This window comes from Pseudomonas sp. DE0010 (assembly GCF_007680745.1).
Classification (GTDB): domain Bacteria; phylum Pseudomonadota; class Gammaproteobacteria; order Pseudomonadales; family Pseudomonadaceae; genus Aquipseudomonas; species Aquipseudomonas parafulva_B.
In genome coordinates this window covers 34,612-50,237 of the sequence record NZ_VEJQ01000008.1, presented here as the reverse complement: position 1 = coordinate 50,237, position 15,626 = coordinate 34,612, and the positions used below count along the sequence as shown (strand labels likewise).

Genomic DNA, 15,626 nt, shown 5'->3' with positions numbered 1-15,626 from the left:
ATCTTGCCGCAATGGATATAGAAGAACGCGCCGGCCGGCAGGACATAGGTCTGGCCGGTGGCCGCAGGCAGGCCTTCGTCATCGGCCACATATTGCCCGTGCACGGTGAATTCCGCCGCCGCGCGACTGCCGTCGGCATTCTGCATCACCACGATGTCGGCTAGGCGCTCGCGGTAGCAGCGGTTCATCTTGTCCATGAAGGCGGCGAACCTGGCCTTGCCCATCTGCCGCTCACCCTGATTGATGTCGTGAATCACATCTTCGCTGAGCAGGGCCAGAAACCCTGGCATGTCGCCTGCGTTGAACGCGGCGTAGTAAGCGTTTACCAATTCGGTAGCGGTCATGGAACATTACCTGTCGTGTAGGGAAAAGGCGTGTCGTTGGCCTGGATGATAGGGTTTCCCCTCAAGCCCGGCTTAGCCGAGCGCGTCATCCACATCGACAAAACGACCGCCAAGCATGCAAATACGCCTACTGCACGGCGCCGCCATCGCGCCTTATATCGATGACCTCGCTCGTCTGCGCCTGACCGTGTTCCGCGAGTTCCCCTACCTCTACGATGGCTCGCCCGAGTACGAAGCCGACTACCTGGCCACCTATGCCCGTTCCGGACGCAGCCTGGTGGTGCTGGCCATGGATGAGGACAAGGTAGTGGGCGCCTCGACGGGCCTGCCCCTGGTCGACGTTGCGCCCGAGTTCCAGGAGCCGTTCGTGGCCCAGGGCCGCGACCCGGCCAGCGTCTACTATTTCGGCGAGTCCGTGGTTCTGCCGCCATACCGAGGGCAGGGGCTTGGGGTACGCTTTTTCATCGAACGCGAATCCTATGCCCACAAATTGGCCGAGTTCGATTACTGCGCGTTTTGCGCCGTGGAGCGGCCCGGTGTACATCCGCGCCGCCCGGCCGACTACAAGCCCTTGCATGGGTTCTGGCGCAACCGCGGTTTCCTCCATGACCCGTCCCTGCGTACCCGGTATGCCTGGCGCGACCTGGACGAGCAGGAAAGCTCGGACAAGCTGATGTCGTTCTGGCTCAAGGAACTGCCCCTTTGATCCGTGTCGCGGCCTGCCAATACGCCATTGAGCTGCACGAAACCTGGGAGGCTTATGCCGACCACCTGCAGGGTTTGTGTGCAGAGGCGGTGGAGGCGGGCGCGCGCCTGCTGCTACTGCCCGAGTATGCAGGGCTGGTGCTCAGCGGGCAGCTGACACCCGAGCAGCGAGGGGACCTGACGGCCTCCATTGCAGGCATCCAGCCTTTGATTGAGCCGTGGAAGGCCCTGTGTGCAGGCCTGGCCAAGCGTTGGGGCATCTACCTGCAACCAGGCACGCTGCCGGTACTGGACAGCGACGGCGCCTACCGCAACCGCGCCTGGCTGTTTGGCCCCCAAGGCGCGCTAGGGCATCAGGACAAGCTGATGATGACCCGCTTCGAGCGGGAACAGTGGGGCATTGCCGCAGGCCAAGGGTTGACCGTGTTCGACACCGATCTGGGCCGTCTTGGCATCCTGGTCTGTTACGACAATGAGTTCCCGCTCTTGGCACGCCGGTTGGCAGAGCGTGGGGCCGACCTGATTCTGGCGCCGAGCTGCACCGACACCGAAGGCGGCTATCACCGTGTACGGATCGGGGCTCAGGCACGCGCCTTGGAGAACCAGCTGGCCGTGTTGCAGAGCCCGACCGTAGGGCTGGCACCCTGGTCGCCGGCATTGGACGAGAACCTAGGCCGGGCAGGGCTGTTCGTGCCGCCTGATCGTGGCATGCCGGGGGATGGGGTAATGGCACTGAGCGAATCGCTCGACCCGCAGTGCAGCCGTTGGCTGGTGTGCGATCTGGACCTGGAGGCCGTGCGCCGGGTCAGGCAGCAGGGGCAGGTATTCACCCGCAGGGACTGGCCCGAACAATTCGAACGTCTTTAAACGCAACGGCGGCGGGCCCTGGCATCAAGGTCCGCCGCCGCAGATTGGGCTGCGCATGGCTGCGCACGCGAGCGGCCCGTGAAAGCGCCGCCCGCTGTTGCCATGGGTTACTTCACTTCGACGGCCAGGCTCTGGGCAATCTTGTTCTGCCACAAGGCGGGGCCTGTGATGTGCACCGACTCACCGTTGCTGTCCACGGCCACGGTCACGGGCATGTCCTTGACCTCGAACTCGTAGATGGCTTCCATGCCCAGTTCGGCAAAGGCCAGGACCTTGGACTTGCGGATGGCTTGCGCAACCAGATAGGCGGCGCCACCTACAGCCATCAGGTAGACGGCCTTGTTGTCCTTGATCGCTTCGATGGCGGTCGGGCCGCGCTCGGACTTGCCGATCATGCCCAGCAGACCGGTCTGCTCCAAGATCTGGCGGGTGAACTTGTCCATGCGCGTGGCGGTGGTGGGGCCAGCAGGGCCGACCACTTCGTCGCCTACCGGGTCGACCGGGCCGACGTAGTAGATGAAGCGGCCCTTGAGATCCACCGGCAGTGCTTCGCCGCGGTTGAGCATTTCGACCATGCGCTTGTGGGCTGCGTCCCGGCCGGTCAGCATCTTGCCGTTGAGCAGGATGGTTTCACCCGGTTTCCAGCTGGCCACTTCTTCGGGCGTGATGCTGTCGAGGTTGACACGTCGGGCGCTTGGCCCCGCTTCCCAGACGATCTCGGGGTAGGCGTCCAGCGAAGGCGCTTCGAGCTCCGCCGGGCCCGTGCCGTCGAGCACGAAGTGGGCGTGGCGAGTGGCCGCGCAGTTGGGGATCATGCACACCGGCAGCGAGGCGGCGTGGGTCGGGTAGTCCATGATCTTGACGTCGAGCACGGTGGTCAGGCCACCGAGGCCCTGGGCGCCGATGCCCAGTTGATTGACCTTCTCGAACAGCTCCAGGCGGATTTCTTCCAGGCGGTTCTGCGGGCCGCGTGCCTTGAGCTCATGGATGTCGATGGACTCCATGAGCACTTCCTTGGCCATGACCGCGGCTTTTTCGGCAGTGCCGCCGATACCGATGCCCAGCATGCCAGGCGGGCACCAGCCAGCGCCCATGGTCGGAACGGTCTTGAGTACCCAGTCGACGATGGAGTCGGACGGGTTGAGCATGGCCATCTTGGACTTGTTTTCCGAACCGCCGCCCTTGGCTGCAACATCCACCTCGACCTTGTCGCCGGGGACGATGGAGTAGTGGATAACGGCCGGGGTGTTGTCCTTGGTGTTCTTGCGGGCACCGGCCGGGTCGGCCAGGATCGATGCGCGCAGCACGTTTTCAGGCAGGTTGTAGGCGCGGCGCACACCTTCGTTGATCATGTCGTCGACGCTCAGGGTGGCGCCGTCCCAGCGCACATCCATACCCACGCGCACGAATACGGTAACGATGCCGGTGTCCTGGCAGATAGGCCGGTGACCGGTGGCACACATGCGCGAGTTGATCAGGATCTGGGCGATGGAGTCGCGCGCAGCCGGCGACTCTTCGCGCAGGTAGGCCTCGTGCATGGCCTGGATGAAATCGACGGGGTGGTAGTACGAGATGAATTGCAGGGCGTCGGCAACGCTCTGAATCAGGTCGTCTTGCTTGATCACGGTCATGCAGCGCGCTCCTCTTAAAGACGGGAACATTCAGTGAGACGTTCGACGGAGCCGACCAGCCTGTCGAAACGCCTTGCAAAGGCGCGCCGACAGCCTGCCGACGCAAAAAAGGCGCGGCAGTATAGCGCGCCTGCCCCTGTGAAACACCTGCGAGTGGTCAGGACCATGGTCTGGCCGGTGGCCGGCATCCTTTTTGCTGCTAGGCACAGGACAGGGCATTAGAATCGACGGGCGCGCGGTCGCGTCCATCGGCACAAGGGGTTTGAACAGGTGAGTGAACATGCCCGAAATTAGGGTGGGCACGCGTTGTTGGACGGTGCCGACCGGTGCCAACTTGCTCGATGCCCTGAACGAGGCAGGGCTCGGGGTGCCCTACAGCTGCCGCGCAGGGAGCTGCCATGCCTGCCTGGTACGGTGTGAGGACGGGTTGCCCCTCGACGCCCTGCCAGAAGCCCTGGCGCTGGACAGGCATGCCGTGGGCTGGCGCCTGGCTTGCCAGTGCCGCGTGGTCGAAGACCTGCGCGTGGAGGTGTTCGATCCGTTGCGCGACGGTGTAGGTGGCACTGTCAGCGAACTGGACTGGTTCGGTGATGTGCTGCGGTTGCGCCTGCGGACCGAGCGCAGCGTCCGCTACCAGCCGGGCCAGCACGCGGTGCTCTGGTTGGGTGGGGTGGCGCGGCCCTATTCGCTGGCCAGCTTGCCGGGTGAAGATGATTACCTGGAGTTTCATATCGATTGCCAGCACCCCGGTGCATTCTGTGACCGGGCGCGGGCGCTGGAAGTGGGCGATGTGTTGCGCGTTGGCGAGGTGAGGGGCGGGGCATTGCATTACGACCTTGACTGGCAGGACAGACCGTTATGGCTACTGGCTGCCGGTACCGGGCTTGCACCGCTGTGGGGCATCGTGCGCGAAGCCTTGCGCCAAGGCCATCAGGGGGAGATCAGGTTGCTGCACGTGGCCCGCGACCGCGCAGGGCACTACTTGGCAGCGCCGTTGCAGCAGTTGCCAGGTGTAAACGTGGAATTGGTGATGGTCGCACAGCTGGAGGAGGCACTGGCTGCGCTGCGGCCTTCATCGAGACAGACTTTGGCCTTGCTGTGCGGCGCGCCCGCCAGCGTCGAACGGTTTGCCCGACGGTTGTTCACCGCTGGGGTGCCGAGGGGGCAGGTGTTTGCAGACAGCTTTGTCGAGCACGCCTGAGCCGACGTATCCGTGGTGCCTGCACAGGGCCGCTTGCGCACGGAGAACGCGCGCGAAGCGACCCTGGCTCGTCAGCCGATCAGCCGACCAGCGGATCACCGACATGCAGGATCTTCATGCCGTTGGTCCCGCCGATGGTGTGGTAGCTGTCGCCCTTGGTGAGGATCACCCAGTCACCTTGCTCGACCAGCCCACGCTTGAGCAGCTCGTCCACGGCGGCCTGGCTGACCTTGTCGGCCGGCAGCGATGCCGGGTCGAAATCGATCGGGTAAACACCGCGGAACATCGAGGCACGGGCCTGGGTGGCGCGGTGCGGAGACAGGGCGAAGATTGGTACATGCGAGCGCAGGCGCGACATGATCAGCGGGGTATAACCGCTCTCGGTCAGGGCGATGATCGCCTTCACACCCGGGAAGTGGTTGGCCGTATACATGGCTGCCAGGGCGATGCTTTCGTCGCAGCGCTCGAACGTAGTGTGCAGGCGGTGGCTGGAGCGCTGGCTGGTCGGGTGCTTCTCGGCACCCAGGCAGATGCGCGCCATGGCCTGGACCGCTTCGATCGGGTATGACCCGGCGGCGCTTTCGGCCGACAGCATCACGGCATCGGTGTTGTCGAGCACGGCGTTGGCCACGTCGGACACTTCGGCACGGGTCGGCATCGGGTTCTGGATCATCGACTCCATCATCTGGGTCGCGACGATCACTGCCTTGTTGTTGCGGCGGGCGTGCTGGATGATCTTCTTCTGGATGGCGATCAGCTCGGCGTCGCCGATTTCCACGCCCAGGTCACCACGGGCAACCATGACGGCGTCGGAGGCTGCGATGAGCTTGTCGAGGGTTTCGTCGTCGGCAACCGCTTCGGCGCGTTCGATCTTGGCCACCAGCCAGGCGCTGCCACCGGACTCGTCACGCAGTTTGCGGGCGTATTCCATGTCGCTGGCGTCACGCGGGAAGGACACGGCCAGGTAGTCCAGGTCCATCTCGGCAGCCAGCTTGATGTCGGCCTTGTCCTTCTCGGTCAGGGCCGGTGCAGTCAGACCGCCACCTTTGCGGTTGATGCCCTTGTGGTCCGACAGCGGGCCACCGATGATCACCACGCAGTGCAGGGCGTCGGCGGTGGCGGTTTCGACGCGCATGACCACGCGGCCATCGTCGAGCAGCAGTTCGTCGCCAACGCCACAGTCCTTGACCAGGTCGGGGTAGTCGATACCGACGATGTCCTGGTTGCCTTCTGTCAGCGGATGAGCGGTCGAGAAGGTGAAGGTGTCACCGACTTTCAGTTCGATGCGCTTGTTGGCGAACTTGGCGATGCGGATCTTCGGACCCTGCAGGTCGCCGAGCAAGGCCACGTGACGGCCATTCTTGGCAGCGATTTCACGGATCAGGCGGGCGCGTGCCTTGTGCTCGTCCGGAGTGCCATGAGAGAAGTTCAGGCGAGCCACGTCCAGGCCGGCGAGGATCAACTGTTCGATCACTTCCGGCGAATTGCTGGCGGGGCCAAGGGTGGCGACGATTTTGGTACGGCGGATGGTCATGCACAGACTCCTATAGTGAAGCGCAGCGAGAGGCTACTCCTGAATCGGGCTGTAGTCATCGTTAGGTTGCACTACCTGGCTTTGGAAAACTGTGCAGGTGACAGGGGCACGGGTTTGTTGGCTGGTATGTGTCGGTCGACAAACGCGGTAAGTGCCGATCGTTGAAGAATCCGATGGGTCGGCCGATATGCTGTTCAGCAAAGGAGAGTCCCATGCGCATGCTGATCGTTTTAGCCCTCGCGGCCAGTGCCGTCGGGTGTACCCGCTGGTCCATGGACCACCATCTCAACAATGCCTACCGCGCTTATGATCGGGGTGATTGCCAGCGGGTAATGCTGGAGCTGTCCCTGGTCGACCGTACCAGCCGCGCCCGGCCGTTCATCCACCCGGAAGTCGCGTTGCTGCGTGGGCAGTGCCTGGAGCGGCAAGCGTTGTATGTGGATGCCGCACAGACCTACCAGTACCTGATCCAGCGCTATCCGGGCAATGAATATGCCTACCGTGCCCAGGCGCGCCTGCAAACGCTGGAGAAACTCGGCCACTACCGCGGCGGTGAACCGGCGGTGACCAGGCCAGCGACGAGCGTACCTTGGCGCTAATGCCAAGGTGTGTTGTATTGACAGGGAGATTTGTCGCAGCGTGCGCTAACCTGTAACTCAACTGATACAACAACCGCCAGTACCAGGCATTCCTGGCATCGCGGACGGACTGACCTTGACGCTATTCAATAAACGACTTATCGACCGCCACCAGCTGCCCTTTGTCCTGAAAGTGTTCAATCGCTTCAACGGCCAGGAGATGGGCCAGCTCGGCAACGCCTCCGAAAACGGCATGATGCTGATCAGCGAACTGCCGGTCATGGTGGGCCCCGATTACGAATTGCAGTTGCGCCTGCCGTTGACGGGGGGTGGGCATCAGTTCGTCAACCTTACGGCCAGTTGCCTGTGGTGCCGCGAGGACCAGACCCCTGGGTATTACGATTCGGGTTTCATGTTGTTGCAGGCCCCTCGCGAATACGATGACTTTGTACGCTCCCTGCAGGAGTACTTCAGTTTTCGCGCCTCCTCTACCTCGGTTTGACAGGTCGGTATTGCCGAGCGCTGATGCCCGCCCATGGGACTGGCGCGGGCCAATAGGGGCTGCATAGCACCGCCTACTGGCCCCAGGTAGCTTCATCGGCTCGACGTCAGGCCCGGCTCAACGCGTTAGAATCAGGGCGACCCTGCAACAGGACGGCCCTGTGACCTCAAGCATTTTCTGGCATGACTACGAAACCACTGGCATCAACCCGCGCTGCGACCGGCCCGTGCAGATGGCAGGGGTACGTACTGACCTTGACCTCAATGAAATCGACGATCCGGTCAACCTCTACTGCCGCCTATCGGACGATATACTGCCGCACCCTGCTGCCTGCCTGGTGACGGGCGTCACGCCGCAACAGTTAGCCGAAAAGGGCCTCGGCGAGGCCGAGTTCATGGCGCGGGTGCACGCCGAGCTGGCACAACCCGGCACCTGTGGCGCCGGCTACAACACGCTGCGTTTCGACGACGAGGTCACCCGCTACAGCCTCTACCGCAACTTCTTCGACCCTTACGCCCGCGAATGGCAGGGCGGCAACAGCCGCTGGGACTTGATCGATGTCGTTAGAGCCGCGTGCGCCTTGCGGCCCGATGGCATCCAATGGCCCCAGCAGGACGGGCGCACCAGTCTGCGCCTTGAGTTGTTGAGCAAGGCCAATGGCATCGAGCATGGCCATGCACACGAAGCGCTGTCCGATGTTCGGGCGACCATTGCCCTTGCTCGGCTGATACGCGAGAAGCAGCCCAAGTTGTACGACTGGTTGTTTCAGCTTCGCAGCAAGCATAAGGTCATGGAGCAAATACGGTTGCTACAGCCGATGGTGCATATTTCCGGGCGCTTCAGTGCCGCGCGTCATTACCTGGGCGTCGTGTTGCCATTGGCCTGGCACCCTAAGAACCGCAATGCATTGATTGTTTGCGATCTGCATCAGCAAACCCTGCCGCTGATTGAGGAAAATGCTGAAACTTTACGCCAGCGGCTCTATACCCGTCGGGAAACACTTGGCGAAGGCGAGCTGCCCGTACCGCTCAAACTCATTCAGATCAACCGCTGTCCGGTGGTCGCGCCCCTTTCTGTAATACGACCGGCCGATCAAGCGCGTCTTGGGATCGACCTGGATACGTTACAACGGCGCGCAGAGACATTGGCCCGTCAACAGGATCAATGGCAGGAAAAACTGGCGCTTATTTATACACAAGACGGTTTTGCGGCCAGTGAAGATCCTGAACAGCAATTGTATGAGCGGTTTCTCGGCCAGCGTGACCGGCGGCTATGCGATCAAGTGCGTTTGCTGGCGCCCGCACAGTTGGGCGCCGGGCAGTGGATGTTCGATGATCCACGCCTGCCCGAACTACTCTTTCGCTACCGTGCGCGTAACTTTCCGGACACCTTGAACGATGAAGAGCGGGCGCGATGGCAGGATTTTTGTAGGCAGCGTCTGGCTGACCCCCGCTGGGGTGCGCCCAATACCTTGGGTGATTTCGCCCAGGCCCTGGCCGTAGCCTGGCCTGACGCGGATGAAGCAGGGCGGCAAGTGCTGACTGCCTGGCAACTGCATGCCAACGCGTTGCAAACGCGGTTCGCCGTCAATTGAAAACCCATAAAAAAACGCCGGTTATTGACCGGCGTTTTCTTTACGAATAACAAATAGCGGGCAACGGACAATCAGTCCAGCAGGGTTGCCCAGCTTTCTACCACGTCACCGCCCCATTGAGCTTTCCACTCTTTCAGGGTTTTGTGGTTGCCACCTTTGGTTTCGATGACTTCACCGTTGTGCGGGTTCTTGTATTGCTTGACCTTGCGCGCGCGTTTAGTGCCAGTGGTTTTCACGGCGCCACGCGGCAGTTTGCTCATCTTGGCATCAGGGTCGAGCAGGGCAATGATGTCACGCAGCGATTTGGAATATTCGCCCATCAGGGTGCGCAGTTTGCCTTCGAACTCCAGTTCTTTTTTCAGCTTGTCATCCTGAGACAGGTTGGCCAGGCGGGCCTGAAGTTCCTTGATGGCTTCTTCGGTGGCGCGGTACTCGTTGATCAGGGACATGGAGTGTTCCTTAATGCGTGTTCGGGAATGTGTGGAGCAATAGTAAACAGGCAACTCTCGCAAGTAAACATATGATTGATGTATCAACAGTTGGTTAAGCTGTGACAGTATTTCTCCAAGTGAACAAAAATTTACATAGGTTGCCGTTTCATCCATAAATCTTGTCAGAAGATTCCCCACGGGTAGGCCCAGCGGCCCTATGCAGCACGTCGCAATCATTACTGCGTTTTTCTCAGCGTGCCGCTAGAATGAGCGCCTTTGCGAGTTCTGGAGTCTTATTCATGCGCACCTACCGTCTGGTGATCGCTTGCCCCGACCGTGTCGGCATCGTGGCGAAAGTCAGTAATTTCCTGGCCTTGTACAACGGCTGGATCACCGAAGCCAGCCATCACTCCGACGAGCAGACTGGCTGGTTCTTCATGCGTCATGAAATTCGCGCCGAGTCGCTGCCCTTCGGCATCGAGGCTTTTCGTGAAGCGTTCGCGCCCATCGCCGAAGAGTTCTCCATGACCTGGCGCGTGACCGATTCTGCCCAGAAGAAGCGGGTCGTGTTGATGGCAAGCCGTGAATCCCATTGCCTGGCCGATCTGCTGCACCGCTGGCACAGCGATGAGCTCGATTGCGATATTCCCTGCGTCATTTCCAACCACAATGACCTGCGCAGCATGGTCGAGTGGCACGGTATTCCGTTTTTCCATGTTCCAGTAGACCCCAAGGACAAGGCCCCGGCGTTTGCCGAAGTGTCACGCCTGGTGCAGGAACATGCAGCCGATGTGGTCGTGCTGGCGCGGTACATGCAAATTCTGCCGCCGCAACTCTGCCAGGACTATGCTGAAAAGGTGATCAACATCCACCATAGCTTCCTGCCATCGTTCGTCGGCGCCAAGCCGTACCACCAGGCGGCGCTGCGTGGCGTGAAACTGATCGGCGCGACTTGCCACTATGTGACCGAAGAGCTGGACGCCGGACCTATCATCGAGCAGGACGTGGTGCGGGTTACCCACGCCGACAGCATCGAGGACATGGTCCGCTTCGGGCGCGACGTGGAAAAAATGGTGCTGGCCCGCGGCCTGCGCTATCACCTGGAAGACCGGGTTCTGGTGCACGGCAACAAGACAGTGGTGTTCGACTGATCGCAGGGCTACTCCCAGACCTGTTGAGCAACGTGAGGATCGACCCATGGGACGGCGCGGTACTCCTACAGCCTCACCTCCCCCTGTAGTGGGTCAGGGTTGCCTGGCCCGCTACGATCCCGACGCCTTGCAGGACACCGACGGTACCGACTTCCCCGGTGCCGCGGCGCTTTGGCAAGCGCTCAACCCACCTGACGGCGCCAGCGCTCCAGCAGCGGACGCGCCAGCAGGCACACGAACACCGGCCCTCCGGCGAGCAGATACAGGTAGTAAGTGATGGCGCGCCAGATCAGGATCGCTGCCGCCGCCGTCGAGCTGCCCACCATGGGTGTCAGCAGGCTGGCCGAGGTCAGCTCGGCAGCGCCTGCGCCCCCGGGCATCATGCTGAACTGACCGGCGCTGAGCGATAGCATCTGGACCAGGAAGCTGGGGATCCAGGCCAGCTCCACGCCCAAGCCCCTGACCACTAGATACAACACGCTAAAGCGCAGCCCCCAGTGGACGCATGTCAGGCTGAACACCAGAAACAAAGTGCGCTTGGGCAGCTGCCAGGTTTGCGCCAAGGCCTGCACGAAACGAAGCAGCTTGCGCGCCCAGCGTCGTTTACGCGGTGCGCTGGTGCCCAGGCGCTGCAACAGTCGGCCGTTCAGACGCATCACCTTGCGCCGGTAGCGCAGCAACATCACCACGCCTGCCAGCGCCGCGCACAGCGGTGCTGCACTGCCCAGCAACATGCTTTCCTGGCTGCGCCCAAGGCTATGAAACAACGCATAGCCTGCTATCGCCAGCATGGCGCAGAAGAAAAACACCAGGTCATTGAGCTGATCCATCGCGAACACCGCGCCGCTGCGGGCTGCACTGATGCCCTCGCGGGCCAGCAAGGCCATCAGGGTCAAGGGGCCGCCGCCACCACCTGGAGTGGTGCAGATGGCGAACTCGGTGGCCATGACCACACCCAATGTGCGCACCCGCGATACACGCGCTGCCTGATCGCCCAGCAGCAGGCGCATCCGGCAGGCGTTGATCACCCAGCACAGCAGGATCATCCCCACCAACGTCATGAGCAGCTGCGGATCGAAACGGCTTAGCTTGGGCAGCAGTTCGCTGCCGCCCAACAGTGCAGGCACCAGGGCTGCGCCCAACAGCGCCAAGCCCAGCAGCAGCCAGCGGTTCACGCTGCCACCTGCCGCTCCAGCCAGGCTGACTTGGTCAAGGGTTCACGGCCGTCTTCGATCAGTTTTTCAAGGGTGCGCAACCAGTAGTCCCGTGAGTAGCGATGGCGCATGTCCACCGGATGCAGCCCGAGGCGCAGGGTGTTGGCGCCTTGCCAACGTCGACATTGCCAGTCACTGAGCACCCGCGACACTCCCCGGCGCCAGGCGCTGCGCGCGCTCCAGACCAGGCCGGGTGCATCGATGGCGGTAAAGTCCGGCAGGCGATAGAGGTGCTGCGGGGTGCTGGTGTACTTCAGCGGCAGTTGGCGCAGTGCTTGTCGCGTGCCCTGGCTCATCAACCAGGCGGGGGCCACGAAGCCTGCCACGGGCCAGCCTTGACGGTCGAACAGCGCCAGGCCGTCTTGTAGTCGGGTGATGGCCTGGTGTTCGTCCAGCGCGTAGAACTCGCCTTCATGGGTATAAATCCGCCGCATGAAGTAGTCCAGGGGCGTGCGCGGCGTGGGACCTTCATCGGCATGGGCGTAACCGTGCAGGGCCAGCTCGTCACCCGCGGCCAGACGGCGATCGAGCAACTGGCAGAAGCCGGGAGACTGAGTCAGCAGGTTACGTCGATGAAAATCGGGTACCACCAGCCAAGTCATGGGCACGTTACCCAATGCATCGACCGCCTGCACGAACGGCTCGTAGTCTGGCCAGGTCTCTGGGGCCACGTCATGCAGCACCAGCATCACGCTGCGGGAACGGGGATAGGCCTCAAGCATGTGCCCGCACCTGCTGTTGGTGGCCCAGTACGGCCTGGTAATGCTCAAGCAGGCCGTTGACTACGTTGTGCCATGAGTAGTGCTGCTCTACATGCCGCCTGGCCTGTGCACCGAGCTTGCGCGCACCCGCTTCGAACGCCTCGCGCACGGCCAGGGCCATTGCCCTGGCGTCATTGGGTTGGCACAAGCGACCGCACTGGTCGTTGACGATTTCGCCGAAGGCGCCGGCACGCACTGCAACCACGGGCGTACCACTGGCCATGGCTTCGAGGATGACCAGGCCGAACGTTTCCTGGTCGCCGGCATGCACCAACAGGTCGGCGCTGGCCATCAGGCGAGCCACCTGCTCAGGTGGGCAGAACTGGCCGATCACGCTGACGTTGTCGGGCACATTGGCGGGCATGTTGGACCCTACCAGCAGCAGGTGATAACCGCGCCCCAACTGCCGCATGCACTCAAGCAGAACGGGCAGGTTCTTCTCCCGTGAGCCACGGCCTGCATAAATCAGCAGCCGGCAGGTGTCGGCGATGCCCAGTTCGGCCCGCACCTGTGGATCGCGGCGTGCAGGATTGAAGGTTTCCAGGTCCACGCCCAGTGGCTGCACGTGGACATCACGTACTCCCAGGCGACGGAGCTTGTCTGCCATGACCTTGCTCGGTGCGAGCACCCGGTCGAAATTGCCATACAACTTGCTGACATAAGCCTCGACGTTGGGCGTGAACCAATTGCCCATGCGGTTGCTCACCAACAGCGGCAGGTCGGAGTGATAGAAGCCAATGACCGGCACGTCCAGCTGACGGCGAGCTTCCAGCGCCGCCCAGGCGGTCAGATACGGGTCGCCGACTTCGATCAGGTCTGGCTTTAGCGTGCGCAGCGTGTTGCACCATGGCGCCAGGCGTACCGGAAAGCGGTAGCCTTTGCCAAAGGGCAGGGGTAGTGCAGGCACATGATAGACACCGCCTTCATGCCGAGCGCTGGCGCCGGGGATCAACAGGCTGTGACGGACACCTTGCACGGCATCCAGGCGGTGGTGTTTGGCATCAAGGTAAGTGCGTACGCCGCCGCTGGCCGGGGCGTAGAACATGGTGATGTCGGCAATGTGCACGATCTGCATCCCTCCGGGATCGTCTTTCGGGTCTGTCATCGCGCGGTAACGAAACCGGCGTTGACATGCCATGAAGTTGACCTTTCAGAAGGGTAGTTTGTTCGATCAGCTTGTGCGGTTGGCCGCCCGGCAGCCGAGCGCTAGGCAATAGCGCTCGGCGGGTCGGTGCCGGGGCTGGGCCGGCTTCAGATACGGAAAGTGCCGACCAGGTGTTTCAAGCGGCTGGCCTGCTGCTCCAGGTCAGAACAGGCACGCAGCGTCGCCTGCAGGTTTTCCACGCCTTCCTGGTTGAGCATGTTGATTTCGTTGATATCCATGTTGATGGCTTCGACCACGGCCGTCTGCTCTTCGGTGGCCGTGGCCACGGACTGGTTCATGCCATCGATTTCGCCAATGCGCACGGTGACACTGTCCAGCCGCTCACCTGCCTGGTTGGCGATCTGCACGCTGTCCAGGCTGTGGCGCTGGCTCTGGTCCATGGTTTCGACCGACTCGCGGGCACCCACTTGCAGCTCCTCGATCATGCCCTGGACCTGCTGCGCGGATTCCTGGGTGCGATGGGCCAGGTTGCGCACTTCATCGGCCACCACTGCGAAACCACGACCTGCTTCACCGGCGCGCGCGGCCTCGATGGCGGCGTTGAGCGCCAGCAGGTTGGTCTGCTGGGAGATGCTGGTGATCACTTCGAGAATCTGGCCGATGTTGACGGTCTTGCTGTTGAGCGTCTCGATGTGGGCGCTGGACGTTACGATCAAGTCGGAAAGACGGTTCATGGCGGCGATGTTGCGATCGACTACCTGCTGGCCTTCTTCTGCCAGGCGCCGTGCAGAACTTGCATGCTGGGACGCCTGCGCCGCATTGCCGGCGATCTCCTGGGCGGCAGCGCCCAGCTCGTTGATGGCGGCCGCCACGCTGTTGGTGCGGTTGGACTGTTCGTCGGAATTGGTCATCGACGAGTTGGACGCACTGATGACACGCAACGCAACTTCGTTCACCTGCTCGGTGGCCGAGGACACTTCACGGATCGAGCCGTGGATACGCTCGACGAAGCGGTTGAAGGCGTTGCCCAGGATGCCGAACTCGTCGTGGTGGTGGATGCGCAGGCGCTTGGTAAGGTCGCCTTCACCCTCGGCGATGTCCTCCATGGCCCGTGTCATGGTGTGCAGCGGCTGCATCAGCACACGGATCAGCAGCCCCAGCAGGGCGATGATGATCACCACGGCCACCACGGTGGCAATCACGGCGGAGGTGCGGAATGTGCTGAGCATCGCGAAGGCCTTGTCCTTGTCCACCGACAGGCCGATGTACCAATTGGCCGAAGGCAAGCCGGTCACCGGTGTGAACGTCAGCAGGCGGGCCTGGCCGTCACTTTGCACTTCGGTGAGCTCGGGCGTGAGCTTTGGTGTGCGCTCAGGGAACAGGTCTGACAATGATTTCATCACCAGGCCTTGATCCGGGTGCACCAGGATCTTGCCTTGGTCATTTACCAGGAACGCATAGCCCATGCCGCCGAAATTCAGCGAGTTGATGATTTGCGCCAGGCCGTCCAGCGCCAGGTCACCCCCGACCACGCCCACCGAATCGGCCACCTTGTCGAGTATGCCGATGACCATCTTGTTGGTGGTCATGTCGATGTAGGGTTCGGTCAGCAGGGTGCCGCTGGCACTCATGCCATCCTTGTACCAAGGGCGTGTGCGGGGGTCGTAGCCGTCAGGCATCTTTGCATCCGGGCGTACGCTGAAGCTGCCATCGACCCTGCCCAGGTAAACGGTTAGGAAACTCGATATCAGCGCCTGCTGGCCCATCAGGGTTTCAGCGTTGGCCGGTTGCTGGGCGATATTCTGCGCCAGGTTTTCGACCAGTTTGATACGCCCCTCGAACAAACTGCGGATGTTGGTCGAAGTGGAGGCGCCCATCTCAGTCAGGTAGTCCTGAAGGTCCTCGCGAATCGCATTACGCTGCAGATAATCGTTGTAGAGGGTGAACAGGCTGAATGCGAGGATCACGATCAGTGATGCTGCCAGCAGAATCTTGTGGCTGAAACGAA

General features: G+C 62.0%; 14 protein-coding genes and 2 pseudogenes. 7 read left to right on the top strand and 9 right to left on the bottom strand.

Annotated elements, in window-relative coordinates:
• The coding region (locus FS767_RS08380; protein WP_256674247.1) for a ketosteroid isomerase-related protein at window positions 1–344 on the bottom strand (344 nt) is incomplete at its 3' end.
• Between the two features lie 115 nt (window positions 345–459).
• On the opposite strand from FS767_RS08380, the gene FS767_RS08375 reads away from it, so the two are divergent.
• Complete coding sequence (locus tag FS767_RS08375; protein WP_144964839.1) at window positions 460–1,050, top strand: GNAT family N-acetyltransferase; 591 nt, start codon at window positions 460–462, stop codon at window positions 1,048–1,050.
• Window positions 1,047–1,916 (top strand): carbon-nitrogen hydrolase family protein, encoded by an 870-nt coding sequence (locus tag FS767_RS08370; protein WP_144964838.1) that lies wholly within the window; start codon window positions 1,047–1,049, stop codon window positions 1,914–1,916. Before FS767_RS08375 ends, FS767_RS08370 begins: the two co-directional genes overlap by 4 nt.
• 107 nt (window positions 1,917–2,023) lie before the next feature.
• Here FS767_RS08370 and FS767_RS08365 read toward each other — a convergent pair whose 3' ends face one another.
• Window positions 2,024–3,547 (bottom strand): fumarate hydratase, encoded by a 1,524-nt coding sequence (locus FS767_RS08365; protein WP_023534301.1) that lies wholly within the window; start codon window positions 3,545–3,547, stop codon window positions 2,024–2,026.
• 280 nt (window positions 3,548–3,827) lie between these two features.
• On the opposite strand from FS767_RS08365, the gene FS767_RS08360 reads away from it, so the two are divergent.
• Complete coding sequence (locus FS767_RS08360) at window positions 3,828–4,748, top strand: iron-sulfur-binding ferredoxin reductase (protein WP_144964837.1); 921 nt, start codon at window positions 3,828–3,830, stop codon at window positions 4,746–4,748.
• Window positions 4,749–4,827: 79 nt separating this feature from the next.
• Here FS767_RS08360 and pyk read toward each other — a convergent pair whose 3' ends face one another.
• A complete protein-coding gene (gene pyk, locus FS767_RS08355; RefSeq protein WP_027914526.1) occupies window positions 4,828–6,282 on the bottom strand; it encodes a pyruvate kinase in 1,455 nt (484 codons plus the stop codon).
• 212 nt (window positions 6,283–6,494) lie between these two features.
• Between pyk and FS767_RS08350 the strand changes: the two genes are divergently transcribed.
• The 3 genes from FS767_RS08350 (at window position 6,495) to sbcB (ending at window position 8,956) form a co-directional block, all read left to right on the top strand.
• A complete protein-coding gene (locus FS767_RS08350; RefSeq protein ID WP_144964836.1) occupies window positions 6,495–6,881 on the top strand; it encodes a tol-pal system YbgF family protein in 387 nt (128 codons plus the stop codon).
• 115 nt (window positions 6,882–6,996) lie between these two features.
• Window positions 6,997–7,362: a PilZ domain-containing protein gene (locus FS767_RS08345; RefSeq protein WP_058603253.1), complete on the top strand. Its 366-nt coding sequence runs from the start codon at window positions 6,997–6,999 to the stop codon at window positions 7,360–7,362.
• A 160-nt stretch (window positions 7,363–7,522) separates the two neighbouring features.
• The gene (gene sbcB, locus FS767_RS08340; protein WP_144964835.1) at window positions 7,523–8,956 is read left to right on the top strand and encodes an exodeoxyribonuclease I; all 1,434 of its coding nucleotides are present in this window, start codon (window positions 7,523–7,525) and stop codon (window positions 8,954–8,956) included.
• A gap of 71 nt (window positions 8,957–9,027) precedes the next feature.
• On the opposite strand, the gene mvaT is transcribed toward sbcB, so the two are convergent.
• Window positions 9,028–9,405, bottom strand: coding sequence for a histone-like nucleoid-structuring protein MvaT (gene mvaT, locus FS767_RS08335; protein ID WP_144964834.1), 378 nt, complete (start codon window positions 9,403–9,405; stop codon window positions 9,028–9,030).
• Window positions 9,406–9,686: 281 nt separating this feature from the next.
• Here mvaT and purU point away from each other — a divergent pair, with 281 nt between their 5' ends.
• Entirely contained in the window at window positions 9,687–10,538 is an 852-nt protein-coding gene (purU, locus tag FS767_RS08330) for a formyltetrahydrofolate deformylase (protein ID WP_023534293.1), read from the top strand.
• A 182-nt stretch (window positions 10,539–10,720) separates the two neighbouring features.
• Here purU and FS767_RS08320 read toward each other — a convergent pair whose 3' ends face one another.
• The 5 genes and pseudogenes from FS767_RS08320 to FS767_RS23470 form a co-directional block, all read right to left on the bottom strand.
• Entirely contained in the window at window positions 10,721–11,713 is a 993-nt protein-coding gene (locus FS767_RS08320; RefSeq protein ID WP_144964833.1) for a lysylphosphatidylglycerol synthase transmembrane domain-containing protein, read from the bottom strand.
• Entirely contained in the window at window positions 11,710–12,474 is a 765-nt protein-coding gene (locus FS767_RS08315; RefSeq protein WP_144964832.1) for a DUF2334 domain-containing protein, read from the bottom strand. Before FS767_RS08315 ends, FS767_RS08320 begins: the two co-directional genes overlap by 4 nt.
• Window positions 12,467–13,588: a glycosyltransferase family 1 protein gene (locus FS767_RS08310; protein WP_144964912.1), complete on the bottom strand. Its 1,122-nt coding sequence runs from the start codon at window positions 13,586–13,588 to the stop codon at window positions 12,467–12,469. The genes FS767_RS08315 and FS767_RS08310 overlap by 8 nt, the downstream gene beginning before the upstream one ends.
• A gap of 176 nt (window positions 13,589–13,764) precedes the next feature.
• Window positions 13,765–14,361, bottom strand: a pseudogene (locus FS767_RS23475) (methyl-accepting chemotaxis protein); the annotation flags it as partial.
• Window positions 14,362–14,622: 261 nt separating this feature from the next.
• A pseudogene (locus tag FS767_RS23470) lies at window positions 14,623–15,495 on the bottom strand (cache domain-containing protein); the annotation flags it as partial.
• Window positions 15,496–15,626 lie beyond the last annotated feature (131 nt).

Bases quoted from the DNA above. Each gene is read 5' to 3' on its own strand.
- FS767_RS08375 (WP_144964839.1), top strand. From the start codon at position 460: ATGCAAATACGCCTACTGCACGGCGCCGCCATCGCGCCTTATATCGAT.
- FS767_RS08365 (WP_023534301.1), bottom strand. From the start codon at position 3,547: ATGACCGTGATCAAGCAAGACGACCTGATTCAGAGCGTTGCCGACGCC.
- FS767_RS08360 (WP_144964837.1), top strand. From the start codon at position 3,828: ATGCCCGAAATTAGGGTGGGCACGCGTTGTTGGACGGTGCCGACCGGT.
- pyk (WP_027914526.1), bottom strand. From the start codon at position 6,282: ATGACCATCCGCCGTACCAAAATCGTCGCCACCCTTGGCCCCGCCAGC.
- FS767_RS08350 (WP_144964836.1), top strand. From the start codon at position 6,495: ATGCGCATGCTGATCGTTTTAGCCCTCGCGGCCAGTGCCGTCGGGTGT.
- mvaT (WP_144964834.1), bottom strand. From the start codon at position 9,405: ATGTCCCTGATCAACGAGTACCGCGCCACCGAAGAAGCCATCAAGGAA.
- purU (WP_023534293.1), top strand. From the start codon at position 9,687: ATGCGCACCTACCGTCTGGTGATCGCTTGCCCCGACCGTGTCGGCATC.
- FS767_RS08315 (WP_144964832.1), bottom strand. From the start codon at position 12,474: ATGCTTGAGGCCTATCCCCGTTCCCGCAGCGTGATGCTGGTGCTGCAT.
- FS767_RS08310 (WP_144964912.1), bottom strand. From the start codon at position 13,588: ATGCAGATCGTGCACATTGCCGACATCACCATGTTCTACGCCCCGGCC.